This window comes from Salinibacter pepae (assembly GCF_947077775.1).
Classification (GTDB): domain Bacteria; phylum Bacteroidota; class Rhodothermia; order Rhodothermales; family Salinibacteraceae; genus Salinibacter; species Salinibacter pepae.
Window position 1 is genome coordinate 650,680 of the sequence record NZ_CAMTTE010000001.1, and the last position, 25,989, is coordinate 676,668.

Genomic DNA, 25,989 nt, shown 5'->3' on the forward strand with positions numbered 1-25,989 from the left:
CCCGGGCGGACGCCGGATCGATGGCGGTGGCCTGCAGACACGCAGGGCACCCAGTGCGTCCGGGGGGCGGGCGCTGGCGAGGGGGAACCGGGACTACGCCGGACGGGCCTCAGAGAACGATGGAGGCCCGCGGATGAACTGATCCGCCGCCACAGGGGCGACGGCTGCGTGCGACCGGACCTCGACGGCCAGGCCCTCAACCACACGTGGGGCCGTGGGGGGAATGGGCGTGGGCGGCACGACCAGGAGCCGGGTGGCGCAGAGGTCGCACTCCAGCAGCGCACGGCCATCGGTCGCGCCCGTCCAGAGGGGCCCCTCCGCGGCGTGCACATCCGCCGGGTGACAGGACGCCTCCGTCTGCGTGCTCCGTTGCGCCGCCCCGTGCTGAACGAGGTGTACAGTCGGCCCGATGACCCCGCCCGTGGCGAACGCCACGAGCAGCAGCCCGACCAGAATGGGACGGCGTCCCTGCATGGGAAGACGAGGGGTTGTTGGGAATCACCCTCCCTATTGCCACGCCTCCCCCCTGGTTCCTCACTTGAAAACGACCACACATGCACATCCGTTCAGACGACCCGTCCCGCGGCGCCCCCGAATCGATACTCTCGGTGCCGATGGCTACATTGGCCTGCGAACCGTCGGTCGTCCAACCGCCCTCCGCCATGCCCGGATCTGTCGTCCGCGTCGTCGACGTGTATCCGTACCGCGAGTCGGCCGTCAACCCGGAGTTTCTGCTCCTCCGCCGCGCCCCGGGCACAGAGTACGCCGGGCAGTGGCGCATGGTGGGGGGCAAGATCGAATCGGGGGAGGCCGCCTGGGAAACCGCCCGCCGCGAGGTCACCGAGGAAACCGGCCACGCCCCCGACCGGCTCTGGACGCTCCCGTCCGTCAATGCCTTCTACGAGTGGCAGGACGACCGCATCAATCTGATTCCGGCCTTCGCCGCGGCCCTTCCCGGCGCCCCGGTGCTCGACGACGAGCACGACGCGTTCGCCTGGCTCCCGGCCGAGGAGGCCGCCGGCCGACTGGCGTGGCCCGAGCAGCAGCGCCTCCTTCGCCTGGCCGACCAGACGCTCCGCGCCGGCATCCCGCCGCAACTGGTCGTACGGACGCCCCCCGAATGATCGGTCCGCTTCAGCCCGTTGTTCACACCATGTAGTCGTCCGTGGGCACGTCGAGGAAGTCCATAAGCCAGTCGAGCGCCCACGTCTGGTTGTCCTCGCCGCTCCACTCGTAGCCGGCCTGCACGTCGTCGGCCACCGCGGGCCAGTCGACGGTCCAGTCCTTGTAGACGTGAAAGGAGAACTGGCTCACGTCGGTCTCGAAGTAGACGCAGCCCTCGTCGGGGTCGTAGATGGAGGTGGCGGTGTCGTCCGCGCGGGCCTGCTCGGCGGCCCACACCACGAGTGGGACCTTGAAGCGGTAGTCCATCTCGTGGACCCGCTTGGCCTCGCTGTTGAGGTAGTTCGCCAGGACGACGCTCCCGTCGCCGTGCTCGATGGCCGCCTCCGCGGCGTCGCGGGTCGAAGGGTCGGCGTCGATCTTGTCGAGGGCGGCCTCGATGAGGGGCCACACCTCCACGGACTCGGGGTCGTCGGCGGCGTCTTCTTCGCGGGGAATCGTAACGGTACAGCGGTCGAGGTCCACGGGCAGTCCGGAATTGGTGAAGGAAATCGGGCGCGTCGGTCCGACAGTCGGAATCCGACAGGGCCCCATCATATGCACGCCCGGCCCAAAAGATCGCGCCGGGGGACCCGCCCCTTCTACTCGATCGGGCGGACCTCTCCGCTTCCAAACGAACTCGTGGAGACGGAGGGCTGCCCGCGGTAGTGCACGTCGCCGGAGCCGAAGATGGAAGCGTCCAGCTCGTCGGTCACGTGCACCTCCACGTCTCCGGACCCGGCGATGCTCACCTCCACCGTCCGCGCCTCCAAGTCCGCGGCCTGCAGATCGCCCGACCCGGCGATGTTGGTGGTGAGGGCGTCCGTCTGCCCTTCCAGCATCGTGGTGCCCGAGCCGGCCACCTGCACGTCCAGCGCCTCCGCGTTCACGTCCAGGCGCGTGCGGCCCGATCCCGCAACGCTGAGCTCGAACGTCTCCCCCTCGATCTGATTCTCGCCCACAATCTCGCCCGACCCGGCCAGCGATACGGATTCGATTGTCGGCGCGGTCACGTAGACGTCCACCTTCTCGTCGACGGACGCGTCGTCGCCGAAGAGGCCGCCGAACAGGGGGTCGTCCGAGTCGACCGGGAGTTCAAGCGTCCCATCGTCGACCCCGGTCTCGAACTGGTCGAGGACGGCCGGCGGGGCCTCAATCTCGACGGACCGTTCGCTTCCCTGCCGCAGGTGCAGGGTGCCGGGCACCCGAAACTCGACGGCGGCAAACGCCTCCACCGAGCGCGTCTCTCGGGCGCTCTCCTGGGCGGCGGCGACGTGGAGGGGCAGGGCGAAGAGGCCCACGAACAGCGCGGTACGCAACACAGATGGGGGGCGGAGCATGGCGCAGCGGACGGATGGGTGGCAGAATGCGTGGATGCCTGCAAGGCATGTCCACCACGGTCGGCCGCGCGCCGATGTTACACCGTCCTCGCTACCGCGATTTTTGCACCTCGGGAGGCACGTCGCAGGCCTGCCGCCGGGTGTCCGTCAGCTGGAGGATCCGCCAGCCGTCGGGCCCCCGCACCAACTGCACCGCGTTCACGCCGCAGTGCGACCGTTCGTCGCCGCGATAGAAGACGTACGGCACCCAGGCGCTCGCAAGCGGCCCGTCCACGCGGACCTCCACGTTCCAGGTGCGCTCGTCCCACACGCGCTCACGGGGCTGGCCCACCGACTCCACGAACGCGTCGACCGGGGTTTGGCTCACGCCGGCCGTGTCGCTCGGGCCCACCGCCGTGTACAGGCGGGCGCCGTCGTGAAAGACGTCCCGCACCGCGGTGCTGTCCCCGGCCCGCATTCCGTCGAAGAGGGCGTTGAGGGCGGCCCGCACCGCCGCTTCCGCCGCGGGGGCGCGTCCCCCGTCGGGCTGGGCGGACGCGACCGGGGCCAACAGCCCCGCCACCAAAAGAAGCAGGAGGAGACGGCGCGTCATGGGCGTCGGGCGGCTATTGGGCGCGGCGCATCGACAGCTCCGCGAGGAGATCGGTGTTGGGGTCGAGCGTCACGGACGACGGCGCCTGCGGGCAGTCGACGCGCGACTGCGCCTCCCGGCCCCGCATGAAGAGCGTCGTGGTGCGGGACGGGGACTCGCCAAGGGCCACCGGCACCGGCACCACGAACGGCGGCTCGTCCTGGGTCTGGCGCAGCGTCACGACACACTCCCCCGCGGCGGCGTCGTGGCGCCAGGTGCCCTCGATGACCGGATGGCCCGGGCGACGCGTCCACTGGTCAAAAAATGCCTCGAGGTCCTGCCCCGAGACATCCTCCATGACCGCCCGGAAGTCTCGGGTGCTCGCGTTGCCGTCCCGGTAGCGCTCGTAGTAGGCCCGCAGGCCCCGCCAGAAGGTGTCGGTGCCCACCTCGCGACGGAGCATGTGCAGCACCCAGCCGCCCTTCTGGTAGGGATTCGTGTTGAGGAGCTCGTTCGGGTCGCTGTAGGTCGTGTCCACGAGGGGCGTGTCCGGATTTGCGTCGTGGAACTGCACGACCTGCCGCCGCGCCGCGGCCATGTACCGCGTCAGGGCCGCCGCGCCCCGGGCGTGCTCCAGATACAGGCCCGTCAGGTACGTGGCAACCCCTTCACTAAGCCAGAGGTGCGGCCAGTCCGCCTCGGTGACGGTATTCCCGTACCACTGGTGCGCAATCTCGTGGGCCAGCAGCGAGGTGTCGTCCTCGCCGTCGGCGACCGCCGTCTCGCTGTAGAAGATGGCGGCCGCGTTCTCCATCCCGCCGTAGCGCGTGGTGGACTGCACGTTGGCGAGCTTCGCGTAGGGGTACGGCCCGAGGTTTTTCTCGAAGAACCGGAGGATGGGCGGCGCCTGGCCCAGGTCCTTGAGGCCCGGCCCTCGGTCCTCCGGGTAGACCCAGCTCTGCACCGGCACGCCGTCGACGGTCCCGGCCGAGTCGACCGCAAAGTCGGCCACGCCAATCACCATCACCTTTGGCGGCAGCGGCACGTCGGTCCGCCAGTGCGTGTGGCGCGTGCCCCCGCTCGTCGAGTCGTGCACCCGGGCCCCGTTGCTGACGACGTCGTACCGGGCGGGTGCCGTCACCCGAAACTCGACGGTCGCCTTGTCGGCGAGGTGGTCCACCACCGGCAGCCAGTGGCGGGCCCGGTTCGGCCAGTTGTCGCCGAAGAAGGTGCGGTCGCCGTGGCGGTTGGTGCCGATGATGAGGCCGTCCTCGGGCACGCCCGCGTACTCGATGCGGAACGTGCGGGTCTGGCCCGCCGCGAGATCGGGCGGCCGGATGCGGAGGAGGTCGTCGGCGTGGCGGTACGACACGGCCCGCCCCGCCTCGGACACCGACTGCACGCGCATGCCCGTCTCGCCCTCCGGCGCCCGGCCAATGAGGTCGAGCCGCACGGCCGTGAGCGTATCGGTGTCGATGCGGACGTGCACCGTGGCCGTGCCCTCAATCCGATCCGTGGTGTCGGAGAGGGTGAGGGCAAAGTCGTAATCCTGCACGTCGATGCCGGGCTGGGGCTGGGCGGCGGGGCCCGGGGCCGGTTGCGCGCAGGCCCCGCGGCCCCCGATCAGAACGCTCCCCCCCACCATCAGCAGGAGGGCCCAGCGCCACAGGGACAACTCAAGAGTCATCATGCAGACCTCCAAGAGGGCTTAGCGTTCAGAACGAACCTCAATCTCGCGGGTCGTGTCGTTGAACGGCCCCGGCACGACACTGCCGTCGCTCCCGATGAGCTGGAGGGTCACCTCGTAGGTCCCGTCCGCCAGTCCCGTCACGAACGCCGGGGCCCATTCGGTCAGTGTCGTCGACGCGACCTCGCTCCCTTCCGCGTCCCGGATGGTGTAGCGGGCCTTGTAGCCGTCCGCGCCCAGCTCCACGTTGTGGAGATAGAAGTCGAGCATAATCCGGTCGGCGCCGTCGCCGCTGTACGTGCCCTTCGGTCGGCTGTAGATGAGGGCCGGCTCCCTCGGGCCCAGCATGAACGCGCCGGATTCCTCGCCCACGTAGAAGTTGACCAGGTCATATGCCTCCTGTCCCTTCACGCTTTCGTGGTACGACCGGCTCGGAAAGGCGACGAGGGTGTGCGCGCCCGGTTCCAGGTCGCCGAGGTCGAAGGGCGTTCCGGCCTCGTAGTTGGCCATGTAGGGCTGGTTGTCCACGATGATGTGGAAGTGCTGCCCGTTTCCGGAGTTGGCAATCTCGCTGGCCCGCTCCGTGTCGGTCTGGATGCCCGCCTCAAAGTTCTCGGCCTCCACCGTCACGTCCACGCCCGCACTGTCCACAACCGCACTGTCGGCCGGGGCCGTCACGCGGGCCATCGCGCCGTCAATCGACGGCGAGCGGTCGCCCGCCTGAATTTGCACGCCGTTGCCGCCGCCCCCGCCGCCGCAGCCGGCCAGGAGCAGAAGGGCGCCGCACACGAAGGCGAGGGGAGGAGCGAGGAAGCGAGACTGGAGCATGGGGCCTCGGGGGATTGATGGAAGCAGCACAGGAGAGAGACGGATGCGCAGGTTTTTGGGATGCACGGTAAGAATAGGCAGTAGGGCCTCGCCTGTCAACGCGCCCCGGACGACGCCGGCGTCCGCCCTCCGAGAAGGCCCTCGTGGGACTCGTCAGGCGTGCAGGCCCCACCACGCGACAAAGACGACCAGCCCCCCCACGAGGGCGCTCGCCACGGCGTGGAGGCGGAGGCGGTCGAGCAGGTGATGCTGCGCGTCGAACTCATCCTCGCCCGCCTCCCCCTCCGTCAGCCCGGCGGCCTCCGACACCTCCCCCCCAATTTCACACCGGGGGAGGAAGTCGAGCGCGACGTGCAGGAAGACGCCCGTGGCGATTCCGAAGACGAGGGCATGCACGACGTCGCTGCCGGGCGGGGACACGAACCCGACCGGGACCGCCGCGGCGGCCACGGCGGCCGCCGGCACCAGGAGCACCGACACGGGCCGGCCGGCGCGGCACAGCCGCCGTGCCGCCGCGTAGCCCGCCGGTGCCTTGTGCGACACGATCGCGAGGCCGAGCGCAGGGCCCAGGGCCGGCATCGTCGCGTAGACGGCCCCGATGACAAGCCCGGCGGCGAGCGAGTGGGCGGTCAGCTCCAGCGTCGTGGCGTCGACCGGAAGGTGCAGATGAGCCAGCTGGTGCTGGGCCGCATGCAGCAGGAACCCCACAAACACCCCGGCCGCAATCCCAAACCCGCCCACGACCGGATCGTGCCCGATGGCACTCGGGATGAGAAAGGCCCCCGTGCTCGTAATCATGGCCCCGCTCGCCCCCCCATACCCCCAGGCGAGCCGGCGGGCCTGCCGCTCGCCCCCCGACCGGCCGGCGGCCTCGGACTGGACGCCCAACCAGGCGCCCCCCGCCATCGCGACGAACGCCGTGGCCCCGATGGCGAATAGTTTCCAGAGCGACGCCGCCCCCGCAAGCCCCAGCGCAACGACGAGCACCCCGGCCCCGCCCCATCCGACCGGCGACATGGAGCGCGCAGGCGACGGCAGAGAGAAAGAGGACATTGCGCACCGGAGCAAGGCGAAGACAGCGATGGGGGCGGTCGCGACCACGCCGACGACCGACCTGCGAGGCCGTAGGGGGATCCGAAAGGCCCGGGCCGGCGTCGGGCCCCCTGTAGCACCCAAACGACAAAACCCTCGATTCCGGACGAGCGGAACCGAGGGCTGGGCGGTCCGGACGGGACTCGAACCCGCGACCTCTGCCGTGACAGGGCAGCATTCTAAACCAACTGAACTACCGGACCGTCGATTTCAAAATTACACCTATGTCTAAAACTGAGACCCGATCGGGTTCCGGACGCGAGGAATGTTCACACAGGTTCAACCCACGCCTCAATCCTGAGCGCTCCGATACGAGGCATCCGGGGCTCCTTGAATTTCTCTCAGGACTGCCCACGGCCCCGGAAACAATTGAAATTCAAAAAGTACCAGGGGCTGGTCCTCTCACGCAAGGGCGGGCCCACGTGTCGTTCTTGAACGCGCCGATTCTCTCAGACCGCCGACAAACCCGACAATGCCGACCTACACGTACCGCCGCGAAGACGGAAGCACCTTCGAGGTTGATCAGCCCATCACCGAAGACCCCCTCGACACGTGCCCGGAAACGGGGCAGGACGTGGAACGGATTATCACCGACAACCCCGGCGTCATCTTCAAGGGCGAAGGCTTCCACGTGAACGACTACGACGACCACGGCCCCAAGGAGGAGGCCCCGGGCGCCGATGACGAAGACGCCGGGGCGGAGGCGTCGTAGGCACCGGTGGCGCCGTGTCCCTGTGTCCTTCCCGGAACGCGGGGGGCTCACTGCTGCTTGAGCCTCTCGATCGAAAACCACTCCGCGTCCGGCTCCACCATGAGGGCCGGCTCCGGGCCCGCATCGTCCCACCCCTGGTCCTCTACCGTCATGAGGGGGGTCAGCGTCATGTCCCGATCCACCACGATCTGACAGGCGAGGCGCATCTCCCCAAGTTGGCCGATGTCGGTAAGCTTGTCGTACTCGGCCTCGGTCATGACGGGAGGCTCCCCTGCTGCGAACTCCACGCGGCACGTGGTGCATTGGGACTGCCCCCCGCAGCGGTGCCCCACCGCCGCCCCGCAATCCTCAATGGCCCGGACCAGCCGCGTGCCTTCTTCCACTTCACAGGGACCGAGGCCTTCGATCGTAAGCTCGTGCATAGGAGGCGTCGTTATCTGCGAGGGTGTGGGCGGGGGCGGCCGAAGATTCGTCTAGCCTCAAGAGACAAATCCGAGGCGAGCACGTCAAGTGGAGGCCGGCGGGCCTGTCTCGTGGCGAGGGCGTCCCCCCGCGGGCCGGACTGAACGCCCCACTGGCCCTTGGACGCTGGAGGGCTGGCCTCCCCCGGTCGGGAAACGTTCTGGGATAAACCCGTAACGTGTGGCGCCTTCGGGCAACGAGGGCCGGCCCCACCATTCACATTGTGGATGGTTCCCCACCGCTTTCCCCCGCCTTTGTCCCATGTCGCACCCTGTCGTACTGGTCAACGAAGACGACCAATCACTCGGCACCGCCGATAAACTTCGGGCACACGTTGAGGGGTGGCTGCACCGTGCCTTTTCGGTGTTTGTCTTCGACCCCACCGGTCGGCTCCTCCTCCAACGGCGCACCGACGACAAGTATCACTCCGGCGGCCTCTGGTCGAACACCTGTTGCAGCCACCCCCGGCCGGAGGAGCCCGCGATCGACGGGGCCCATCGCCGGCTGCCCGAAGAGCTCGGCTTTACGGCCCCCCTCACGCCGGCCTTCCAGGACCGCTACGAGCTTCCCGTCGGGGACGCCCTCATGGAGCACGAGCACAACCACGTGTTCGTCGGCACGGCCGATACGCCCCGTATTCGCCCCAGTGCCGACGAAGTGGACGACTGGGCGTGGGTCGCCCCGTCCGCTCTGCGCGACGACGTGGCGGCCCGTCCGCACCGGTACACGGCGTGGTTTCGGCACCTTCTTCCCGCTGCCCTCGCCGCTGCCCCGTCCGGCGACCCGTCGGCGTCCGCCCCCACGGCGTAGCCCGGGCCGACGGGCGGAGCGGCCCGGAACTCTTGGCGACGAAACCCCTCCGATACGCCCTCGGTGTTCTCTTCTCTTCACCCCCCCCTTCTCGTGCCCAACGGTCGCCCCCCGTATCGACAGTACGCCGGCCTCGCCTTCGTCATCCTGACCTACGTCGGGGGCATCATCGGTTGGTCGTGCGCCGTACAGCAGGTCGAATCCACTTCCCCTCCCAACGGCTCTGCTCAGGTTCAGGCCGTCTCCGTTGGGGCCGCTCCCTCGGCCGCCGTCTCCGTCCCAACCGTCTTCGGTAATGGGCCGTCTCCGAAACGCCCCGTCCCGGGCTGGCGGGCGCGGGGCGGCCTCCATCTTCTGTCGCCTCTCGTGTCCTCCCACCAGACCCTGACGATCACCAATGACCGGGCGGATGTGGATGCTCGCAGTGCTTCTGTGCGTCGGTAGCGGCGCCCCCCTTGCCGCAGCCCCCACGGGCGCCGCCCCTCCCGGGTCGGATTCGACCCGGCACGCCGCCCTGGACCGCCTGCTGCAGCGGTTCGTGGACTCGCAGGGCGACGTGGACTACGCGGCCCTGCAGGCACAGGCCGACACTGTACTCGCCCCCTACCTCCAAACGCTCGCGGAGGCTCGCCCCTCTGCCCTGGATCGGGAGGCCCGCCTTGCCTTCTGGATCAACGCGTACAACGCCTACACGCTGAAGCTGATCGTCGACCACCGTCCGGTGGCGAGCATCCGGGACATCGACGGCCCGCCCGACGGCGGCACCCCGTTTGAACGCCCCGTCGGCCCCGTCGCCGACACCGTCCGGACCCTCGACGAGATCGAGCACGAAATCATCCGCGCCCGGTTCGATGAGCCGCGCATCCACTTCGCGCTCGTCTGTGCCGCCAAGAGCTGCCCGCGCCTCCGCCGGGAGGCCTACACGGGCCCGCAACTCGACGCACAACTCGACGCACAGGCCCGCCGGTTTCTGCACGCGTCGTCCAAAAACCGCATTCCCGACGGCAACGGCACCATTGCTCTGTCTCGCATCCTCAAGTGGTACGGGGCGGATTTTGGGCCCACCCCCACCGCCGTCCAGCGGGCCCTTGCCCCCTACTTCGACGGGGCGGTGCGCGACTCCCTGGCGGAGGGCGCGTATGACGTCCGCTACCGGCCGTACGACTGGACCCTGAACGCCCCCGCCCTCGATCGGGGCGACGGGGACCCCGACATCGCCGCCGACTCGTGATCCGCGGGCCGGGACCGAACATTTTCCCGCCCCCCGGGTTTTCACGCCTACGCACCCATCGGGGCATCGCCGCCCCCGTCCACGCATTTCGTTCTGACCCTGTCCAACACGTATGGCCTACGAGAGGTACGAGCCGGTCATCGGCCTGGAGGTCCACGTCCAGCTCCAGACCAACGCCAAGATTTTTAGTCCCGACGCCGCAGCGTTTGGGGCCGCCCCCAACACGCAGGTCGACCCCATCAGCCTCGGCCACCCGGGCACGCTGCCGGTGCTCAACGAAACGGTGGTCAAGCACGCCCTCCGGCTCGGCGTGGCGACTCACTGCTCCATCGCGGCCCGCTCGGCCTTCGCCCGCAAGCACTACTTCTATCCGGACCTGCCGAAGGGGTACCAGATTTCCCAGTACGACACGCCGATCTGCTATGACGGCTACCTGGAGGTCTTCCCGGGGGAGGAGGAGGACGCGTCCCCGTCGGCCCCCAACTCCCGGCGCGTCGGCCTGACGCGCATCCACATGGAGGAGGACGCGGGCAAGTCCGTGCACGCTTCGGCCGGGGGGAGCACCCGACTCGACTACAACCGGTGCGGGGTGCCGCTGCTGGAGATGGTGACCGAGCCGGACCTCCGCTCCCCGCGGGAGGCGGCCCTCTTCTTGCAGCGACTGCGGCAGCTGGTGCGCTACCTCGGCATCAGCGACGGCAACATGGAGGAGGGCTCCCTGCGCTGTGACGCCAACGTGAGCGTGCGCCCCCAGGGCCGCGAGGCGTTCGGGACACGCACCGAGCTGAAGAACATGAACTCGATGCGCCATGTGGAGCAGGCGCTCGACTACGAGATTGCCCGCCAGATCGCCGCCGCGGAGCGGGGCGAGTCCATCACGCAGCAGACCCTGCTCTGGGACGCCGACGCGGGCACGACCCGGCCCATGCGCTCGAAGGAGGAGGCGCACGACTACCGCTACCTGCCGGATCCGGACCTGGTGGAGGTGCGGATCGAGGACGCCACGATCGACGAGGTGCGCGCGAACCTTTCCGAACTGCCACGGGCCCGCCGGCGTCGGTTCGTCGAGGAGGTGGGCCTGCCGGCGTACGACGCTGGCGTCCTCACCGAGGAGCGCGCCGTGGCCGACTACTTCGAGGAGGCCCTGCGGCACCTCTACAAGCGCACGAAGGGCGGCGACACCGACGCGCAGGCCAAGGCGGTGTCGAACTTCATCATGACCGAGGTGATGCGCGTGCTCAACGAGCGGGGCCTGTCCATTGGCGCGCTGGGGGTCGGGCCGGAGCGGCTGGCCCAGCTCGTGTTTTTGCGCCTGCAGGACAAGGTCAGCTCCAACGGCGCCCAGGAGGTCTTCGAGGCCATGCTCGATGCCCCCGACAAGAGCGCGGGCCGCATTGCCGACGAGCGGGACCTCATTCAGGTCACCGATCGGGGCGCGATTGCCCCCGTGGTCGAAGACGTCCTAAGCGACAATCCGGACAAGGTAAACACCTATCTCGGCGGCAAAGACGGCCTCCTCGGGTTCTTTATCGGGCAGGTGATGCAGCGCTTCGACGGCTCCCCCAATCCGGAGCTGGTCCGGTCGCTGCTTCGGGAAAAGCTCGATGCGCGGCGGGACGCGGCGAATGTCGACGAGTAGCCGGTCCGATGCTCTCCTTCCCTCTCGCCCCCTCCCGTGCCGCCCTGTCGGGGCGGTGCGTCCTGGGGGCCTTCGTCCTCGTCGTGCTGTGCGGGGCCTGCCAGCCGCCCTCCTCGTCGGTCCGGAGCCACCTGACGGGCCGTGTCGTCGTCGACTCCTCGGCCGGGGCCCTCGATGCGGACCGCGACGTGCGGCTCCTCGTGGTTCGGCCGGACGGGCGCCGCCTCGACACGCTGGGCCACGCCCGCCCCGGCCCCGACGGCCGCTTCCAGATGCCGATTTCCGCACCGGAGCGGGGCCTCTACGCCTTGTCCCTCTGGGGCCGAGGCGGCCGGGAGCAACTCGCGAGCACGGAGTACGTGGTGGCCCCCGGCGACACCGCCACGCTTCGCGTCTCCCTTCCGCTCCGGGGCGCGGGGCTCCGTCCGGTGTCGCCGGAGAACCGGGCCCTGCAGGCGTACCGCAACGCCATGACCATGCACCAACGCCTGCTCACGCGCCGGCTCCGGACGGCGCCGCCCAACGCGACCATGCAGGTCCAGAACATCCGCCTCACCAGTAGCGTCCTGTGGGGCCTCCGGGACCGCTATCCCGGCACCTACGCCGCGGGATTTGCCGCCGTCGAGTCCCTCTCTCTGCTCGAAGGCTGGAACGACTCGCTGGTCGTGGCCCGCGCCCAGCAGATCGACGCCGCCAGCCCACGCTACGCCGACGCCGCCCACATTGCCCGACGGGCCGAGGCCCGCCTCGACGGCCACCGGGCGGCACTCGCCCTTCTCGATACCCTCGAGGCCCGGGCCGCCACTGCGCGGCAGCGGGCTGGGGTGCAGGCCGCGCGCATCCAGGCCTTCCTGGACAGCGCACAGGTGGAGGCGGCCCTCTCGGCGTCTCAACGGCTCCGGGCGCGCTTCCCGCACACGCCCTGGGCCGAATGGGCCCGCCGCACCGAGTACGAGGCGGCCCGGCTCCGACCGGGCATGACGGCGCCGAACCTGACGATCCGGACGCTTCGCGGCGACACCCTCTCCCTCCACGGCCTTCGGGGCCGGCCCGTCGTCCTCGAATACTACCGCCCCGGGCTCGACCTGTACGCCCTCCAGCGCCCCCTCCGGAACGCCCTGTACGACGCCACCCGGGCCGACTCCGTCGCGTTCGTCTCCGTCTCCACCGAGCCCGACACGCTCGTCAACCGGGCCTTTCTGCACAACCGACGACTGCCGGGCCATCGGGCCATCGCCGCCGACGGGCCGCAAGACCCGCTCGTCCGCCGGTACAACGCCACTCGCCTCCCCCGGTGGGTTCTCATCGACGACACCGGGGCCATCGTGGACTCCTACTGGGCCGGCGATTTTCCGGCCCTCCGGCAGGGCCTCACGCAGCTCCTCCACGCGAGGCCCACGGCGGCCGCCCCCCTCTCCCTCCCCTAACCTTTTCCGCGGTCCTTCATGGAGTCGGAACGTGACGGCCTTGAAACATGCCCCGCTGTCCGCGTACTTGGCTCGTGCTGGTTCATCGTTGGTCTTCTGCGATAGCTCCACCCGTGCCGTGCCGTCTGCTCTCTCCGGGACCTTCTCCTACATCAAGAACTTTCTTCAGGATCAGGATGTCGCGGCGATCGTGCCTTCCTCCTCCTTTCTGGTCCGACGCGTCTGCAAGTGGATCGACTTCGGGGAGGACCAGGTCGTCGTCGAGTACGGCCCCGGAAACGGGGTCTTCAGCGAGTTCATCCTCGACCGCATGACGGCGGACTCGACGCTCCTTCTCGTCGAGAGCAACCCCGACTTCGTGGGGATGCTCGAGGAATGGACGAGCGACGACCCCCGGGCGCTCGTCGTGCAGGACCGGGCCGAGCGTATCGTCGACATTCTCGACGCGCACGACGTGGACACGGTCGACTACATCGTGTCCGGGATTCCCTTCTCCTTCCTCGACGAGGGGGCGCGGGAGGAACTGCTCGCCCGAACCCGAGACGTCCTCGCGGAGGACGGGAAGTTCCTGGTCTATCAGAACTACAACCACCTGGAGGCCCCGCTCCGCAAGCACTTCTCGGCGGTCACGAAGGAGTACGAGCCCCGCAACATCCCCCCGACGATGTTTGTCTACGAGGCGCAGAAGTAGGGCTGCGCCCTGGCTGATTCGATTTTCCGCACAACCCGTTCCCGTCTATGCTGGTCGCTGGCAACTGGAAAATGAACACCGACGTCCCGGAAGGCCGGGCGCTCGCCGACGCCATCGCGGAGGGCCTGTCGTCCACGGCCGCCGACCGCGGCGACGTCGACTTCCTCGTCTGCCCCCCATACGTCCACCTGCCGGCCGTCCGCGAGGCGCTGGCGGACGTCCCCGTCGCGGTGGGGGCCCAGGACATGCACGCGAAGGACGAAGGGGCCTACACGGGCGACGTGTCCGCCCCCATGCTGTCGTCCATCGGGTGCGACGCCGTTATTCTCGGCCACTCCGAGCGGCGCACGTACTACGACGAGACCGACGCCGAGGTCAACGCCAAGGCCCAGCAGGCCCGGGCCCACGACCTTGTGCCCATCGTGTGCGTCGGCGAGACCCTCGAGCAGCGGAAGGCGGGGGAGGCCGACACGGTCGTCCGGAGCCAGGTGGACGGGGCGCTGTCGGATGTCTCGATCGATGGCGCGGACGAGCTGATCGTGGCCTACGAGCCGATCTGGGCCATCGGCACGGGGGAATCCGCCGCCGCCGAGCAGGCACAGGCGATGCACGCGGTGATCCGGGAGGACCTGCGGGAGCGCTACGGGGGCGAGGTGGCGGACGAGGTGCCGCTCCTCTACGGCGGCAGCATGAAGCCGCACAACGCCTACGGCCTTCTCTCCCAGCCGGACATCGACGGGGGCCTTATCGGCAGCGCCAGCCTTGAGGCGGAGAGCTTCCTCGGCATCGCCGAGAAGGCGGCCGAGGTGCTCGAGACGTCCGGGCACTGACCCTTCCCGTCCGTCAAGCCGTCGCCGTGGCCCGGAACGGCGACGGGGCCGCAACGGGCCCCACATGGTCCTGGCGGGCCGATGTGCACGCCGCCGCCCTACGTTCCTGTGCGTCCTGGCCTGTGCGTCCTGGCAGGGCGATGACTTTCCTGCGTCGCCGACATGGACGAAAACCTTTTCTCTTCTTACCATGTGAGGTAGGCCCTCGCCGTCCACATCCGACCGAGGCCTTCCCCTTGTCGTTTTGTCCTACAACCCTCCCCAACCGACCCATGGCCCAAGCAACCCGCACCCCCATTGCCAAACACCTCGGCGACGAAGCTGAGGACCTCCTCGACCACGAGTGCGAAACCATTCCGAAGGACCAGATTCACCTTCCCGGCCCGGACTTCGTGGACCGCGTCTGGAAGGGCTCGGACCGCAGTCCCCAGGTCCTCCGGTCGATGCAGCAGATCTTCAACCACGGTCGCCTCGGCGGGTCCGGCTACATCTCCATCCTGCCCGTCGACCAGGGCATCGAGCACTCCGCCGGCGTCTCGTTTGCGCCGAACCCAATGTACTTCGACCCCGAGAACATCGTCACGCTGGCCATCGAGGGCGGCTGCAACGCCGTGGCCACCACCTACGGCGTGCTCGGCTCCGTGGCGCGGGACTACGCCCACAAGATCCCCTTCGTCCTCAAGATTAACCACAGCGAGCTGCTCTCGTACCCGAACCGGTACGACCAGGTGCCCTATGCCCGCGTGGAGGACGCCTACGAGCAAGGCTGCGTCGGCGTCGGCGCCACGATCTACTGGGGCTCCGAGGAGTCGAACCGCCAGCTGCAGGAGATCTCAAAGATCTTCTCCCGGGCGCACGAGCTGGGCATGACCACCATCCTCTGGTGCTACGTGCGCAACAAGGAGTTCGTCCTGAACGGCTCCAACTACGAGGGCTCGGCCGACCTGACGGGGCAGGCCAACCACCTCGGGGCCACCATCGAGGCGGACATCATCAAGCAGAAGCAGCCGACCCTGACGGGCGGGTACCAGGCCGTGCGGGCCCACAAGGACGAGGGCTACGCGAAGGACCCGTCGCTCGTCGACGAGAAGCTGCTGACGGACCACCCGATCGACATGACCCGCTACCAGGTGGCCAACAACTACATGGGCCGCTGCGGCCTCATCAACTCCGGCGGGGCGAGCGGCGAGAACGACCTGCAGCAGGTCGTCCGGACGGCCGTCATCAACAAGCGCGCCGGCGGGATGGGCCTCATCACCGGCCGCAAGTCGTTCCAGAAGCCGATGGAGGAGGGCATCGAGATCCTGAACGCCATCCAGGACGTGTACCTCGACGACGACATCACGATTGCCTAGCCGCGTGATGCCGAGGGCAGATCAATTTGTACCAGGCCCCGCAGCGTGCCTCCACCGCCCGGTGGGGGCACGCTTTTTCGTGTCTCAGAACCCGGCATGTTGATTTTTCCTCGCAAGAGGGCCCTCTCCCCAATCCTGTCGGGGACGACGACGTGCAGGCCATCGCTGCCGCCCGCAGCCTCGGGACACGCACAAAAAACGGGCTCTCAGGGCCCGGTGGCTTCGTCGGCCGTCCACCTCACGTGCCACGCCCGCTGCGGCTTTGCGTCGCGGCTTCCGCAGCTGTGCGGAAACGGCGTTCCCTCCTGCTCCGGCCACACGTGCGCCGTTCGCGTCTCGCCTTCGGCCCGCACCCGCACCGTCCAGCCCTCACCGGTCTCCTCCAGGCCCGCGCCCCGCACGGCCTCGAGGGCGGTCGCGCCCCGTCGTTGCCGAAGGGACAGACACGCCGCCTGGACCGGACGCGGCTGGTGGACCGCCCCGCGCACCCGGCCCAGATCATACAGGTGCCCGTCCCGGTGCGCCCCCACCAGGTCGGCCATGTCGGCGGGGCGGAGCCAGCCGTAGTGCGTGCCGTCGGGCAGCACCAGGGCGGTGGGGGCGAAGCGGTGTCCCCCGAGGTGCGACGTCTGCCACGCGGCGGCGGGGGCGGCGTCGGCCACGGCCTGGGCGACGGGGCGCCCCCACTTGGCACAGCAGGCATCCCGGCGGCCATTCACGCAGGTGAGCACGAGCGGCCCCGCCTCAGGGGCAGGCCCAGCGGCCCGGAGCGCCTCGGGCACCCGCAGGGCAGGGAGGTCCCCATAGGCCCCGAGCGACCACTCGCGCACGACCGGCTGCGGCCCGGCCCGCACGGCGATGCAGCGAATGCGGCCCGGGTCGTCCCACCGCTGAAGCCCCCGACGGATGAGCTGCACGCGCAGGTCGGGCATCGCGTCCGTCCACTCCGCGATGGCCTCGTGCACGCTCGGCCCCCACCCCGCATCCTCGACGGCATCCGTGCTCCACGGCGAGGGGTCTTCGATCAGGAGCCAGTGGGGGGCCTCGGTGGCGGTGCCCCTCGGCGAGACGCCGTGGGAGCGGGCCAGCCGTGAACAAAAAGCGGACGCCATACAATCCTCCTCGACGAAACAGGTACGGAATTCGCGCCCCGTCCGGACGATCGGGGACGACGCCGGAGTCCTACGATCGGCCTCCGGGCTCGGGTGCTTCGTTGAACCCCGCGCCGCCCCCTCTCGTTCGCCCCACCACGTCGGTTTTCCCCCAAGTTCTTCGTGTCCATGCCCGAGCCCGAATCGCCCGAGCCCGACGCGGCCCCGCCCGCAGACGAGCCCCCCGAGGCCGCCCCCGACACGCCGCCCCTAGACCCGTACACGGCCCACTACCCGCCGTGGGCCCGGGAACTGGCACGGAAGTACTTCACGAAGACGGTCTCCACCTTCATCCTCCACGGCGACATTCGCGACGTGGTGCCGACCGAGGACCGCGACGGCGCCCGCATCTACCCGCCGCTTCGGCGCTTCCTGACCGACGACCTGTTCGCCGCCCGCGACGTGGTGGTCTTCTACGACCGCAGCGCCGGGATCCACTTCGCGGACGCGGCCTCCCGACGCGACTTCAGTCGCGCCCTGGCCGGGGAGGAGCGCCTCGCCGGCACCGAATACGAGAACAACCTGCCGAAGGCCCCCAACAAGGTCTTCGAGCTGCTCGAGGACTACTTTCGCCTCCGCCTCTCGAACGGCACCCGGGTGGCCTGCGTCATCGACTACGCGGAGACGGTGGCCCCCATGGCCGAGGCGTCGATGTACTCGGCGCAGGACCGGCAGTCGCTCGTGTACCTGCAAAAGTGGTCCCGCGACTCGCTCTTTCTGGAGAGCGACTTTACGCTCACCCTCCTCACCGAAAACCTGACGGACCTGAACCAGCAGCTCGTCCAGAGCCCCCACACCGCCGAGATTTACGTCCCGATTCCCGAGGGCGACGACCGGCAGGCGTACATCGACTGGGCCCTGGACGAGCGGGGCGACCGGTTCCGGGCACACTCGGACGTGCCCCCGGAGGCCCTGGCCCAGAACACGGCGGGCCTCAACTACACGCAGCTCCGGACGATCCTGGCCGACGTGCTGGAGAACCAGAACCGACTGACCGCCGCCACGCTCTCCGACCTGAAGAAGGAGTTCATCGAGGCGGAGGCGTACGGGATGCTGGAGTTTATCGAGACGGACAACTCGCTGGATCTCATCGCGGGCCACAACGAAGCGAAAGACCACCTCCGCCAGGCCGCCCACGCCGTGCAGACGGGGCGGCACGACGTGCTCCCGATGGGGTACCTCGTGAGCGGGCCCGTGGGCTGTGGCAAGACGTTCCTGATCAACTGCTTCGCCGGGGAGATTGGGATTCCGATGGTGAAGCTCAAGAACTTCCGCTCGCAGTGGCAGGGGGTGACGGAGGGCAACCTGGAGAAAATCTTGAACCTGCTGGAGGCGATGACGCCGGTGGCGGTCCTGATCGACGAGGCCGACGCGGCGCTCGGGGACCGCGACGCGCAGGGCGACTCGGGCGTGAGCCAGCGCGTCTTCTCGCAGATCGTCTCGTTCATGAGCGACCCGGCCCACCGGGGGCGTGTGATCTTTTTCCTCGTCACCGCCCGCCCCGACCTGATGCCGGTGGATCTCAAGCGGCAGGGGCGCGCCGAGGAGCACCTCTCGCTCTTCTACCCCCACACCCGCGCAGACCGGGAGGAGCTCCTCCGGGTGATGATGCGCCGAACGGGCGTGGACCTGCCGATTGAGGCGGCTCCCCCTGAACTGCTGGAGGGCGAGCGCACCTACAGCGGGGCCGACATGGAGGCCGTCCTCACCCGCGCCGCCTTCCGGGCCGCCGGGTCGAACGACGGCACCGTGACGCCGGCCCTCCTGCAGGAAACGGTGAACGACTTCATCCCCCCCACCTACCCGACGGAGGTGGAGCTGCAGCAGCTGGCCGCCGTGCTGGAGTGCACGAGCCGCGACCTGCTCCCGGAGCGCTTCCGATCGATGAAGCGGAGTGAGGTCGTCGAGCGGCTCGAACAGCTTAAGCGAATGGTGGACTAGCATCGCCCCCCGGTTCGACGAAACGCATCCGGAGACGATGGATGACCGGATGGGCGCCACGACGTGGATGACACTGTCCGTCGGCGCCCTTATGTTTCGGATGATTTGGTTTCCCGCTCCCCATTGGACGCACGCCGCCCGCATGACTGCTTCGACATTTCGCCGCTACGGATTCGGCCTTCTCAGCCTCGTCCTGTTGGTCCTGCCGTCCCGCCTCGCTGCCCAGGACTACGAGGTGCCGATAGTGACCGACACGTACGCCCTCCAGAACGCCCGGGTCGTACAGGCCCCCGGTCAGGTGCTCGAATCGGCCACTGTCGTCGTGCGGGATGGCGTGATCGACGCCGTGGGGTCGGACGCCGAGGTGCCCTACGACGCCCGCACCATCGAGGCCGACTCGCTCGTGGTCTACGCTGGGTTTATCGACGGGCTCTCGCACGCGGGGGTCGAGATGCCGGAGGACGAGGACACGGACGTCGAGGACCCCGGCACCCCACCCCCCGACGCGGCGGGCATTCAGCCGGACCGGGCCGTCCGCCCGTTTCTGTCCCCCGACGAATCGGCCCTGCAGTCGCTGCGGAAGGCCGGGTTCACCCTCGGCCACGTCGCTCCGGAGGGACAGATGCTTCCCGGCACCAGCGCGCACGTCTTCTACGGCGGGGAGACGGCCAACGACATGGTCCTGGAGGCCGGCCCCACCCTCTTCGCCCAGCTCCAGACGGCCGACGGCTACGTGTACCCGGCCACGGGCATGGCCGTGATTGCGCAGATGCGGCAGCTGTACCGCGAGGCGGAGCGCCGCCAACAGCTTGAGGCGGCCTACGAACGGGACCCCACGGGCCGCCCGCAGCCGCCTCAGGACCCGCAGCACAGCGCCCTCTTTCCCGTGCTGGACGGCGAGCAGCCCCTCGCTTTCTACGCCGACGAGGCCCTCTCCCTCCACCGCATCCTCGCGCTCCGTCAGGAGCTCGACTTCCCCCTTGTGCTCGCCGGCCTTGGGGAGGGTCACGAGCTGGTGGGCGCCCTTCAGGCGGTCGACGCGCCCCTCTTCCTGACGCTCGACCTGCCCGAGGAGCCGACCCGAACGAGCGGCTCGGACACCACGGTGGCCGACACGACGAGCGCCCCCTCTCGATACTACAGCCCTGACCTGCAGACCCCGTCGTACGAGACCGTCGCCGAAGAGGAGAAAAACCTGGAGCTCCGCCACGCCATGGAGCGGCAGGACTACCTGGAGACGGCCGCCACCCTGCACGACGCCGGGCTTGAATTCGGCTTCACCACCCGCGAGGCCGCCCCGGGCGACGTCCGCAGCAACCTCCGCACCATGATCGATCAGGGCCTGCCCGAGCAAACGGCCCTGGCCGCCCTGACCACCCGCCCCGCCGCCCAGCTGGGCCTGGACGACCGCCTCGGGACCGTGGAGGCGGGCAAGATTGCCAACCTGGTCGTCACCGACGGGTCGTACTTCGCGGAGGACACGAAGGTCACGCATGTTTTCGTGGACGGCCGGCTGTACGACTACAGCGCCGACGGCTCCGACGAGGGGGAAGTCAGCGGCGACGTGTCCGCGGTCCTCGGGACGTGGTCGTACACGCTCGACACCCCGCAGGGCGAGCTTTCCGGCGAGGTCACGATTGAGGGCGACCCGTCGGGCCTGGACGGCACCTTCGTCGGTCCCCAGGGCGACGAACAGTCGCTCCAGTCGGTGTCGTTCGACGGCACCACCCTCTCGTTCACGGTGGCCTCCCCGCAGGGCGGCTCCGTCTCCGTCTCGGTGACGGTCGAGGGCGACACCTTCGAGGGCTCCGCCTCCACGTCCGGCGGCTCGTTCCCCATCGCTGGGGAGCGCACCAGCGCCCCGGACGCGACCCGGAAGTAGCGTTCGCCCCCCGGTGCCCCACGGCGGCGTAGGCTCTCCCCCAGCCGATTCCGCACCCCGGCCTTTTCCTTTCGACGATGTTTTGCGTTCTGGCTTTCTGCTCCCCCATGCTCTCCCCCGTTCCCTTCCGCCTCTCCTCCGCCCTCGGCGCCCTCGCCGCCGCCTTGCTGGTCGCCACGCCCCTGCGGGCCCAGGACCAGCTGCGGGGCGACGCCCCCGATGACTGGTTCATCCAGGACGCCACGGTGCTGACCGTCACGAACGGCACCATTGAGAACGGCGACATCCTGATCCGCGACGGCGACATCGCCGAGGTGGGCCCGGACCTCTCCGCCCCGAGCGGCGTCGAGACGTACGACGCCAGCGGCGAGTACGTGATGCCGGGCATCATTGAGGCCCACCAGCACATGGCCATCAGTGACGTCAACGAGGCCACCAACCCCGTCACCGCCGAAGTGGGCGTGGGCGACGTGCTCAACCCCTACGACATCGGCATCTATCGCGCGCTGGCGGGGGGCGTGACGACCGCCCACGTGATGCACGGCTCCGCCAACCCCATCGGCGGCCGCAACGAGACCATCAAGCTGCGCTACGGCGTCACGAACCCGGACCGCCTGCAGATGGACGACGCCCCTCGGACGATCAAGTTTGCCCTCGGGGAGAACCCGACGGGGCTGTACGGCCAGGGGCGCGACCAAGTGCCCCGCACCCGCATGGGCGTGGAGCAGGTCATCCGGACGGCCCTCACCAAGGCCGAGCGCTACATGGAGGCGAAGCAGGCCTACCAGGACGGGGAGCGGGCCCGGCCGCCGGCCCACAGCGAGCGGATGGAGGTGCTCGCGGGGGTCCTCCGGGGCGACATTCTGGTGCAGACCCACGGGTACCGCGCCGACGAGATGCTCATGCTCATGGACGTCTTCGAGGACTTCGGCATCCAGGACCTCGTCTTCCACCACGCGAACGAGGGCTTCAAGATTGCCCCCGAACTGGCGGCCTTCGGGGACAACGGCGCCGGCGCGACGGTCTTCTCGGACTGGTGGTCGTACAAGTTTGAGGTCTACTACTCCACCGCCTACAACGCCGCCGTCCTCGCGGAGAACGGCGTCAACGCGTCCATCAACTCCGACATTCCGGGGGAGCAGCGCGACCTGTACCTTCAGGCCGCCAAGACGCAACGGTACGGCGACCTCTCGGACACCCAGGCCCTCCGCCTCATCACCATCAATCCGGCCCGGCAGCTCGGCATCGCCGACCGCGTGGGGTCGATTGAGGAGGGCAAGGCCGCCGACTTGGCCCTCTTCAGCGAGCACCCGCTGTCCGTCTACACCGAACCGCAGCGGACCTACGTCGACGGGGTCGTGCGCTTCGACCACGAGGCGGACCCCGACGACATGCGGCTCCGCGTGGACCCGGAAGGGACCGTCAACCTGGCCCGCGACGGCTGGAGCCGCCACGCCGCCCACAGCTGCCTGAAGGGCGTGGCCCAGCTGCGCGCCACCCGCAACGGCGTGTCCCTCGAAAACACGGGCCGGTAAGCCCCGCCTCCCTGCCTCTCTGATCGCCTGCTGACCAACACGTTTGCTCATGCTTTCTCCCTCCTGCCCGCAGCCGATGAGGATCTCCGCGGTGCTCCCCCTGCTCGCCGCTCTTTTTCTGGCCCTGCCCGCCCACGCCCAGAAGCAGCCCGGCTTTCAGGGGCCGTTTGCCCTGACGAACGCGCAGGTGCTCGTCGCCCCCGGCGACACCCTCGCCGACGGCACGGTCGTCATCCGTGACGACTCCATTGCCGCCGTGGGCCCGAACGTGTCGGTGCCGTCCGACGCCCAGGCGTTCGACCTTTCGGGCCAGATGGTGTACCCCGGGTTCATTGACAGCGGCACGCACCTCGGCCTCGCGGAGATCGGCTCCCTTCCGGAGACCCGGGACTTCAACGAGATTGGCGACCTCACGGCCCACATGAACGCCCTCACGGCCGTCAACCCCAGCACCGTGCACGTGCCCACGACGCGGGTTCACGGGATCACCTCCGTCATCACGGAGCCGGAGAACGGGATTCTGCCGGGCACGGCCGCCCTCATCGGCCTGCACGGCTACACGCCCGAGCAGATGCACCTGGGCGGCGTGACGCTCACGAAGCTGAACTTCCCGTCCGTCGGCCGGCAGGGGCCGTCGGACGACCGGTCGCCCGAGACGATCCAGAACGAGGCGGAGAAGGCCCTCACCCAGCTCAACGACCTCTGGGCACAGGCCGAGCGGTACGCCCGGATCGACTCGGCGGTGGCGGAGCAGCCCGAGGCGCGCCGCCAGCCCGAGTTCGTGCCCGCCATGGAGGGCCTGCTTCCGGTGATCCGCGGCGAGCAGCCCCTCATGATCTCCGCCAACGCGGCGGCCGACATCTCCAAGGCCCTCGACTGGGCGGAGGGACGCGGCGTGCTCGACCAGGTCATCCTGAGTGGGGCCCTGGAAGGGTGGCGCGTCGCCGACGAGATCGCGGCGGCCGACGTGCCGGTCCTGGTCGGCTCCATCATGCAGCCGCCGAGCCGCGAGAGCGACCGCTACGACAAGGCCTACCGCACGCCTGCCCTGCTCCACGACGCCGGCGTGACGGTGGCGCTCCGCTCCGGCAAGACCGAAAATGTCCGAAACCTCGTCTTTCACGCTGGCTTCGCCGCGTCCCACGGCCTCGGCAAGACCGAAGCCCTCCGTGCCATCACCACCACGCCGGCGCGCATCTTTGGGGTCGAGGATGAGGTGGGCACCATCGAGGCCGGCAAGCGGGCCAACCTCTTCGTCGCCGACGGCGACCCGCTTCAGCCCGCCACCGACGTGCAGCACCTCTTCATCGACGGGTACAAGCTGCCGCTCGAAAACCGGGCCACGAAGCTGTACGACGAGTTCCTGAACCGGAACCCGGGACTGACGAAGTAGCGGCCGCCGTTCGGGGCGGAGGGTCAACTCGTTCAGCACGTCGAGCTAGGTACGGCCGGGGGGTCGGACGGCCCCCAGGATGTACATCGAGGCCCCCGGGGCGCACGGGCCGAGTCGCTCGTCAGTGCGTTATCCAATTTCGAGCATCCGCTCCACCGCCTCTAGGGCCCCGAGGCGCACCTCCTCCTCGATCTCGATCTGGTACTGGTTGTTCGCCAGATTGCGGTAGGTGTCCGCCAGGGTGATCTGGTTCATGTGCGGGCACCGCTGCCAGCACATCCGCAGCAGGTTCTTGTCCGGGTTGGCGCCCATGATGTTGTCGCCCATCGAGCACTCCGTGAGCAGGAGGTAGCTCTCCGCGTCCGTGTTCTCGACATAGTCGATCATGGACGAGGTGCTGCCGGAGTGGTCGGCCTCCTCCACGACCTCCGGGCTGCACTCGGGGTGGGCCAGCACCACGGTGTCGGGGTGCTCCTCGCGGGCCTGCTGCACGTCCTCCACCTGAAACATCTCGTGGACCACGCAGCGCCCCTCCCACCCGATCAGGTCGGCGTCGGCGGCCTCGGCCGGGGCCCCGTCGCCGCCCGTGGGCGCGCCGTCGCCCCCCACGTCCTTCCGCTCGCGCTTCTGGGGGAAGAGCACGTCCGTTCCGGTCTCCTGGGCCACGTTCTGGGCCAGGAACTCGTCCGGGATAAAGATGACGGTGTCCGAGTCGAGCGATTCCACGACCTGCGCCGCGTTGCTGGAGGTGCAGCAGATGTCGCTCTCGGCCTTCACGTCGGCGTAGGTGTTGACGTACGTCACGACCGGAAGCCCGGGGTAGCGCTCGCGCAGGCGCCGCACGTCCTCCGCCGTGATGCTCTCGGCCAGCGAACAGCCCGCCTCCTCCGCGGGCAGAAGCACCGTTTTGTTCGGGTTCACAATCTTGGCCGTCTCGGCCATGAAGCGCACGCCGCAGAACACGATCGTGTCCGCCTCCGCCTCGGCGGCGCGCCGGCTCAGCTCCAGCGACGAGCCGGTGTAGTCCGGGATCGTGTGGAAGAGGGCCGGCTCCATGTAGTTGTGGCCCAGGATCACCGCGTTCTGCTCCTGTTTGAGCGCGTTGATCTCGGCGGCCATCTCGGCCTTGTGGCGGAGCTCCTGGTCGCTGGGCCGATCTTCAAGGCGCTCCTCGAGAATGTCGTAGAGCGCGTCGGGGTCGGTCAGGGTGGCAGCGTCGTTCATCATGGCAGTAGGCTACGTGTGTCGGGGAGGGATCGGGATGCGGCGGCAGGACCGTCTCAGTGGATCCGCATGCTAAGGTCAAGCGTCTCGGGCGAATGTGTGAGCGCCCCCACGGAGATGGCGTCGACGCCCGTTTCGGCGATGGTCGAGACCGTATCGAGCGTCACCCCGCCGGAGGCCTCCAGGGGCACGCGCCCGTCGGTGCGGGCCACCGCCTGGCGGAGCGTTTCGGGCGGCATGTTGTCGAGCAGGATGGAGTCGGGCCCGAGGGCAAGGGCCTCCTCCAGCTCGTCGAGGGTCTTCACCTCCACCTCGATCGGATAGTCGTCGCCATGCGTGTCGCGGGCGCGGCGTACCGCGTTGGCAATTCCGCCGGCCCCGTCGATGTGGTTGTCCTTGATGAGGACCCTGTCGTAGAGCCCCATGCGGTGGTTGCGGCCGCCCCCGTGCCGCACCGCGTACTTGTCGGGGCGACGGTGCCCCGGAAGGGTCTTTCGGGTGTCGAGGATGTCCGCCTCGGTGTGCGAGACGGCGTCGACGAAGCGACGGGTGAGGGTCGCGATGCCGGACAGGCGGCCGGCGAAGTTGATCGCCGGGCGCTCGGCGGTGAGGAGCGCCCGCCCGGGCCCCTCCACGGTGGCGAGGAGCTGTCCGGCCTCGACCCGGTCCCCCTCGTCTACCGCCGGCGTGAACTGCAGAGCGGGGTCCACGAGCCGACACAGCGCGTCGGCCAGCGGCAGCCCCGCAACCACGCCCGCCTCCTTCGCCACGAGCCGGCCGTCCAGTTGGGCGTCAGCCCCCAGGGTGGCCGTGCTCGTGACGTCCCGGCGCGACGGGGCCTCTCCCCCGAACGCCCACTCGCCATCGGGGCCTACGTCCTCCGCGATGCTCAGCCGCAGGAGCGACAGCACGGAGGGGGAACGAAGGGCGTCCGGCAGCGCGCGCCGGGCCCGCTCTCGGGGCGACGCGACGGTCGTAGGGTCGGTGCTCACAGTGTTGCGGGATCGAACAATCGTACAGCGTGCGA

The 25,989-nt window shown here is 69.2% G+C and carries 24 protein-coding genes and 1 tRNA gene; 13 read left to right on the forward strand and 12 right to left on the reverse strand.

What is annotated here, in order from left to right:
* Positions 1-93: 93 nt before the first annotated feature.
* Positions 94-474 (reverse strand): hypothetical protein, encoded by a 381-nt coding sequence (locus OJA40_RS02825; RefSeq protein ID WP_208427500.1) that lies wholly within the window; start codon positions 472-474, stop codon positions 94-96.
* A 188-nt stretch (positions 475-662) separates the two neighbouring features.
* Here OJA40_RS02825 and OJA40_RS02830 point away from each other — a divergent pair, with 188 nt between their 5' ends.
* On the forward strand, positions 663-1,124 hold the full coding sequence (locus OJA40_RS02830; protein ID WP_263809908.1) for an NUDIX hydrolase: 462 nt from the start codon (positions 663-665) through the stop codon (positions 1,122-1,124).
* 22 nt (positions 1,125-1,146) lie between these two features.
* Here OJA40_RS02830 and OJA40_RS02835 read toward each other — a convergent pair whose 3' ends face one another.
* The 7 genes from OJA40_RS02835 to OJA40_RS02865 form a co-directional block, all read right to left on the reverse strand.
* Entirely contained in the window at positions 1,147-1,647 is a 501-nt protein-coding gene (locus tag OJA40_RS02835; RefSeq protein ID WP_208427499.1) for a hypothetical protein, read from the reverse strand.
* Between the two features lie 116 nt (positions 1,648-1,763).
* On the reverse strand, positions 1,764-2,501 hold the full coding sequence (locus OJA40_RS02840) for a head GIN domain-containing protein (RefSeq protein WP_208427498.1): 738 nt from the start codon (positions 2,499-2,501) through the stop codon (positions 1,764-1,766).
* Positions 2,502-2,592: 91 nt separating this feature from the next.
* Positions 2,593-3,093, reverse strand: a complete 501-nt coding sequence (locus OJA40_RS02845; protein ID WP_208427497.1) for a nuclear transport factor 2 family protein — start codon at positions 3,091-3,093, stop codon at positions 2,593-2,595.
* Between the two features lie 13 nt (positions 3,094-3,106).
* Entirely contained in the window at positions 3,107-4,762 is a 1,656-nt protein-coding gene (locus OJA40_RS02850; RefSeq protein ID WP_208427496.1) for a M1 family metallopeptidase, read from the reverse strand.
* Positions 4,763-4,780: 18 nt separating this feature from the next.
* On the reverse strand, positions 4,781-5,587 hold the full coding sequence (locus OJA40_RS02855; protein ID WP_263809727.1) for a hypothetical protein: 807 nt from the start codon (positions 5,585-5,587) through the stop codon (positions 4,781-4,783).
* Positions 5,588-5,740: 153 nt separating this feature from the next.
* Complete coding sequence (locus tag OJA40_RS02860) at positions 5,741-6,640, reverse strand: ZIP family metal transporter (protein ID WP_263809909.1); 900 nt, start codon at positions 6,638-6,640, stop codon at positions 5,741-5,743.
* 167 nt (positions 6,641-6,807) lie between these two features.
* Positions 6,808-6,882, reverse strand: a tRNA-Asp gene (locus OJA40_RS02865).
* Between the two features lie 269 nt (positions 6,883-7,151).
* Here OJA40_RS02865 and OJA40_RS02870 point away from each other — a divergent pair.
* Positions 7,152-7,391, forward strand: a complete 240-nt coding sequence (locus OJA40_RS02870; protein ID WP_208427250.1) for an FmdB family zinc ribbon protein — start codon at positions 7,152-7,154, stop codon at positions 7,389-7,391.
* A 47-nt stretch (positions 7,392-7,438) separates the two neighbouring features.
* Here the strand turns inward: OJA40_RS02870 and OJA40_RS02875 are convergent, their stop codons facing one another.
* Entirely contained in the window at positions 7,439-7,813 is a 375-nt protein-coding gene (locus tag OJA40_RS02875) for a (2Fe-2S)-binding protein (RefSeq protein ID WP_263792973.1), read from the reverse strand.
* A gap of 301 nt (positions 7,814-8,114) precedes the next feature.
* On the opposite strand from OJA40_RS02875, the gene idi reads away from it, so the two are divergent.
* The 7 genes from idi (at position 8,115) to OJA40_RS02910 (ending at position 15,836) form a co-directional block, all read left to right on the forward strand.
* Positions 8,115-8,663, forward strand: a complete 549-nt coding sequence (idi, locus tag OJA40_RS02880; protein ID WP_208427252.1) for an isopentenyl-diphosphate Delta-isomerase — start codon at positions 8,115-8,117, stop codon at positions 8,661-8,663.
* Positions 8,664-9,078: 415 nt separating this feature from the next.
* The gene (locus OJA40_RS02885; protein ID WP_263792976.1) at positions 9,079-9,894 is read left to right on the forward strand and encodes a DUF547 domain-containing protein; all 816 of its coding nucleotides are present in this window, start codon (positions 9,079-9,081) and stop codon (positions 9,892-9,894) included.
* Between the two features lie 112 nt (positions 9,895-10,006).
* Positions 10,007-11,533 carry an Asp-tRNA(Asn)/Glu-tRNA(Gln) amidotransferase subunit GatB gene (gene gatB / locus OJA40_RS02890; RefSeq protein ID WP_208427253.1) on the forward strand — a complete coding sequence of 509 codons (1,527 nt, stop codon included), beginning with the start codon at positions 10,007-10,009 and terminating at the stop codon, positions 11,531-11,533.
* 8 nt (positions 11,534-11,541) lie between these two features.
* Positions 11,542-12,960 carry a TlpA family protein disulfide reductase gene (locus OJA40_RS02895; RefSeq protein ID WP_208427254.1) on the forward strand — a complete coding sequence of 473 codons (1,419 nt, stop codon included), beginning with the start codon at positions 11,542-11,544 and terminating at the stop codon, positions 12,958-12,960.
* A gap of 118 nt (positions 12,961-13,078) precedes the next feature.
* Positions 13,079-13,651 carry a class I SAM-dependent methyltransferase gene (locus tag OJA40_RS02900; RefSeq protein WP_263809737.1) on the forward strand — a complete coding sequence of 191 codons (573 nt, stop codon included), beginning with the start codon at positions 13,079-13,081 and terminating at the stop codon, positions 13,649-13,651.
* Between the two features lie 47 nt (positions 13,652-13,698).
* Entirely contained in the window at positions 13,699-14,481 is a 783-nt protein-coding gene (tpiA, locus tag OJA40_RS02905; RefSeq protein ID WP_208427256.1) for a triose-phosphate isomerase, read from the forward strand.
* 272 nt (positions 14,482-14,753) lie between these two features.
* Positions 14,754-15,836 (forward strand): class I fructose-bisphosphate aldolase, encoded by a 1,083-nt coding sequence (locus tag OJA40_RS02910; RefSeq protein WP_208427257.1) that lies wholly within the window; start codon positions 14,754-14,756, stop codon positions 15,834-15,836.
* 206 nt (positions 15,837-16,042) lie between these two features.
* Here OJA40_RS02910 and OJA40_RS02915 read toward each other — a convergent pair whose 3' ends face one another.
* Positions 16,043-16,948, reverse strand: a complete 906-nt coding sequence (locus OJA40_RS02915; protein ID WP_208427258.1) for a sucrase ferredoxin — start codon at positions 16,946-16,948, stop codon at positions 16,043-16,045.
* A 168-nt stretch (positions 16,949-17,116) separates the two neighbouring features.
* On the opposite strand from OJA40_RS02915, the gene OJA40_RS02920 reads away from it, so the two are divergent.
* The 4 genes from OJA40_RS02920 (at position 17,117) to OJA40_RS02935 (ending at position 23,738) form a co-directional block, all read left to right on the forward strand.
* Entirely contained in the window at positions 17,117-18,928 is a 1,812-nt protein-coding gene (locus tag OJA40_RS02920) for an AAA family ATPase (protein WP_263809910.1), read from the forward strand.
* A gap of 142 nt (positions 18,929-19,070) precedes the next feature.
* On the forward strand, positions 19,071-20,810 hold the full coding sequence (locus OJA40_RS02925) for an amidohydrolase family protein (RefSeq protein ID WP_263809911.1): 1,740 nt from the start codon (positions 19,071-19,073) through the stop codon (positions 20,808-20,810).
* Positions 20,811-20,917: 107 nt separating this feature from the next.
* Positions 20,918-22,345, forward strand: coding sequence for an amidohydrolase family protein (locus OJA40_RS02930; RefSeq protein WP_208426599.1), 1,428 nt, complete (start codon positions 20,918-20,920; stop codon positions 22,343-22,345).
* A 49-nt stretch (positions 22,346-22,394) separates the two neighbouring features.
* Positions 22,395-23,738, forward strand: a complete 1,344-nt coding sequence (locus OJA40_RS02935; protein WP_208426598.1) for an amidohydrolase family protein — start codon at positions 22,395-22,397, stop codon at positions 23,736-23,738.
* Between the two features lie 129 nt (positions 23,739-23,867).
* Here OJA40_RS02935 and nadA read toward each other — a convergent pair whose 3' ends face one another.
* Positions 23,868-24,965, reverse strand: a complete 1,098-nt coding sequence (nadA, locus tag OJA40_RS02940) for a quinolinate synthase NadA (RefSeq protein ID WP_208426597.1) — start codon at positions 24,963-24,965, stop codon at positions 23,868-23,870.
* A 53-nt stretch (positions 24,966-25,018) separates the two neighbouring features.
* The gene (nadC, locus tag OJA40_RS02945; protein ID WP_263809540.1) at positions 25,019-25,954 is read right to left on the reverse strand and encodes a carboxylating nicotinate-nucleotide diphosphorylase; all 936 of its coding nucleotides are present in this window, start codon (positions 25,952-25,954) and stop codon (positions 25,019-25,021) included.
* Positions 25,955-25,989 lie beyond the last annotated feature (35 nt).

What these genes read in the sequence shown, in the direction of transcription:
- OJA40_RS02825 (WP_208427500.1), bottom strand. Translation starts at nt 474, where the DNA reads ATGCAGGGACGCCGTCCCATTCTGGTCGGGCTGCTGCTCGTGGCGTTC.
- OJA40_RS02830 (WP_263809908.1), top strand. Translation starts at nt 663, where the DNA reads ATGCCCGGATCTGTCGTCCGCGTCGTCGACGTGTATCCGTACCGCGAG.
- OJA40_RS02840 (WP_208427498.1), bottom strand. Translation starts at nt 2,501, where the DNA reads ATGCTCCGCCCCCCATCTGTGTTGCGTACCGCGCTGTTCGTGGGCCTC.
- OJA40_RS02845 (WP_208427497.1), bottom strand. Translation starts at nt 3,093, where the DNA reads ATGACGCGCCGTCTCCTCCTGCTTCTTTTGGTGGCGGGGCTGTTGGCC.
- OJA40_RS02850 (WP_208427496.1), bottom strand. Translation starts at nt 4,762, where the DNA reads ATGATGACTCTTGAGTTGTCCCTGTGGCGCTGGGCCCTCCTGCTGATG.
- OJA40_RS02855 (WP_263809727.1), bottom strand. Translation starts at nt 5,587, where the DNA reads ATGCTCCAGTCTCGCTTCCTCGCTCCTCCCCTCGCCTTCGTGTGCGGC.
- OJA40_RS02860 (WP_263809909.1), bottom strand. Translation starts at nt 6,640, where the DNA reads ATGTCCTCTTTCTCTCTGCCGTCGCCTGCGCGCTCCATGTCGCCGGTC.
- OJA40_RS02870 (WP_208427250.1), top strand. Translation starts at nt 7,152, where the DNA reads ATGCCGACCTACACGTACCGCCGCGAAGACGGAAGCACCTTCGAGGTT.
- OJA40_RS02875 (WP_263792973.1), bottom strand. Translation starts at nt 7,813, where the DNA reads ATGCACGAGCTTACGATCGAAGGCCTCGGTCCCTGTGAAGTGGAAGAA.
- idi (WP_208427252.1), top strand. Translation starts at nt 8,115, where the DNA reads ATGTCGCACCCTGTCGTACTGGTCAACGAAGACGACCAATCACTCGGC.
- OJA40_RS02885 (WP_263792976.1), top strand. Translation starts at nt 9,079, where the DNA reads ATGCTCGCAGTGCTTCTGTGCGTCGGTAGCGGCGCCCCCCTTGCCGCA.
- gatB (WP_208427253.1), top strand. Translation starts at nt 10,007, where the DNA reads ATGGCCTACGAGAGGTACGAGCCGGTCATCGGCCTGGAGGTCCACGTC.
- OJA40_RS02895 (WP_208427254.1), top strand. Translation starts at nt 11,542, where the DNA reads ATGCTCTCCTTCCCTCTCGCCCCCTCCCGTGCCGCCCTGTCGGGGCGG.
- tpiA (WP_208427256.1), top strand. Translation starts at nt 13,699, where the DNA reads ATGCTGGTCGCTGGCAACTGGAAAATGAACACCGACGTCCCGGAAGGC.
- OJA40_RS02910 (WP_208427257.1), top strand. Translation starts at nt 14,754, where the DNA reads ATGGCCCAAGCAACCCGCACCCCCATTGCCAAACACCTCGGCGACGAA.
- OJA40_RS02915 (WP_208427258.1), bottom strand. Translation starts at nt 16,948, where the DNA reads ATGGCGTCCGCTTTTTGTTCACGGCTGGCCCGCTCCCACGGCGTCTCG.
- OJA40_RS02920 (WP_263809910.1), top strand. Translation starts at nt 17,117, where the DNA reads ATGCCCGAGCCCGAATCGCCCGAGCCCGACGCGGCCCCGCCCGCAGAC.
- OJA40_RS02925 (WP_263809911.1), top strand. Translation starts at nt 19,071, where the DNA reads ATGACTGCTTCGACATTTCGCCGCTACGGATTCGGCCTTCTCAGCCTC.
- OJA40_RS02930 (WP_208426599.1), top strand. Translation starts at nt 20,918, where the DNA reads ATGCTCTCCCCCGTTCCCTTCCGCCTCTCCTCCGCCCTCGGCGCCCTC.
- OJA40_RS02935 (WP_208426598.1), top strand. Translation starts at nt 22,395, where the DNA reads ATGCTTTCTCCCTCCTGCCCGCAGCCGATGAGGATCTCCGCGGTGCTC.
- nadA (WP_208426597.1), bottom strand. Translation starts at nt 24,965, where the DNA reads ATGATGAACGACGCTGCCACCCTGACCGACCCCGACGCGCTCTACGAC.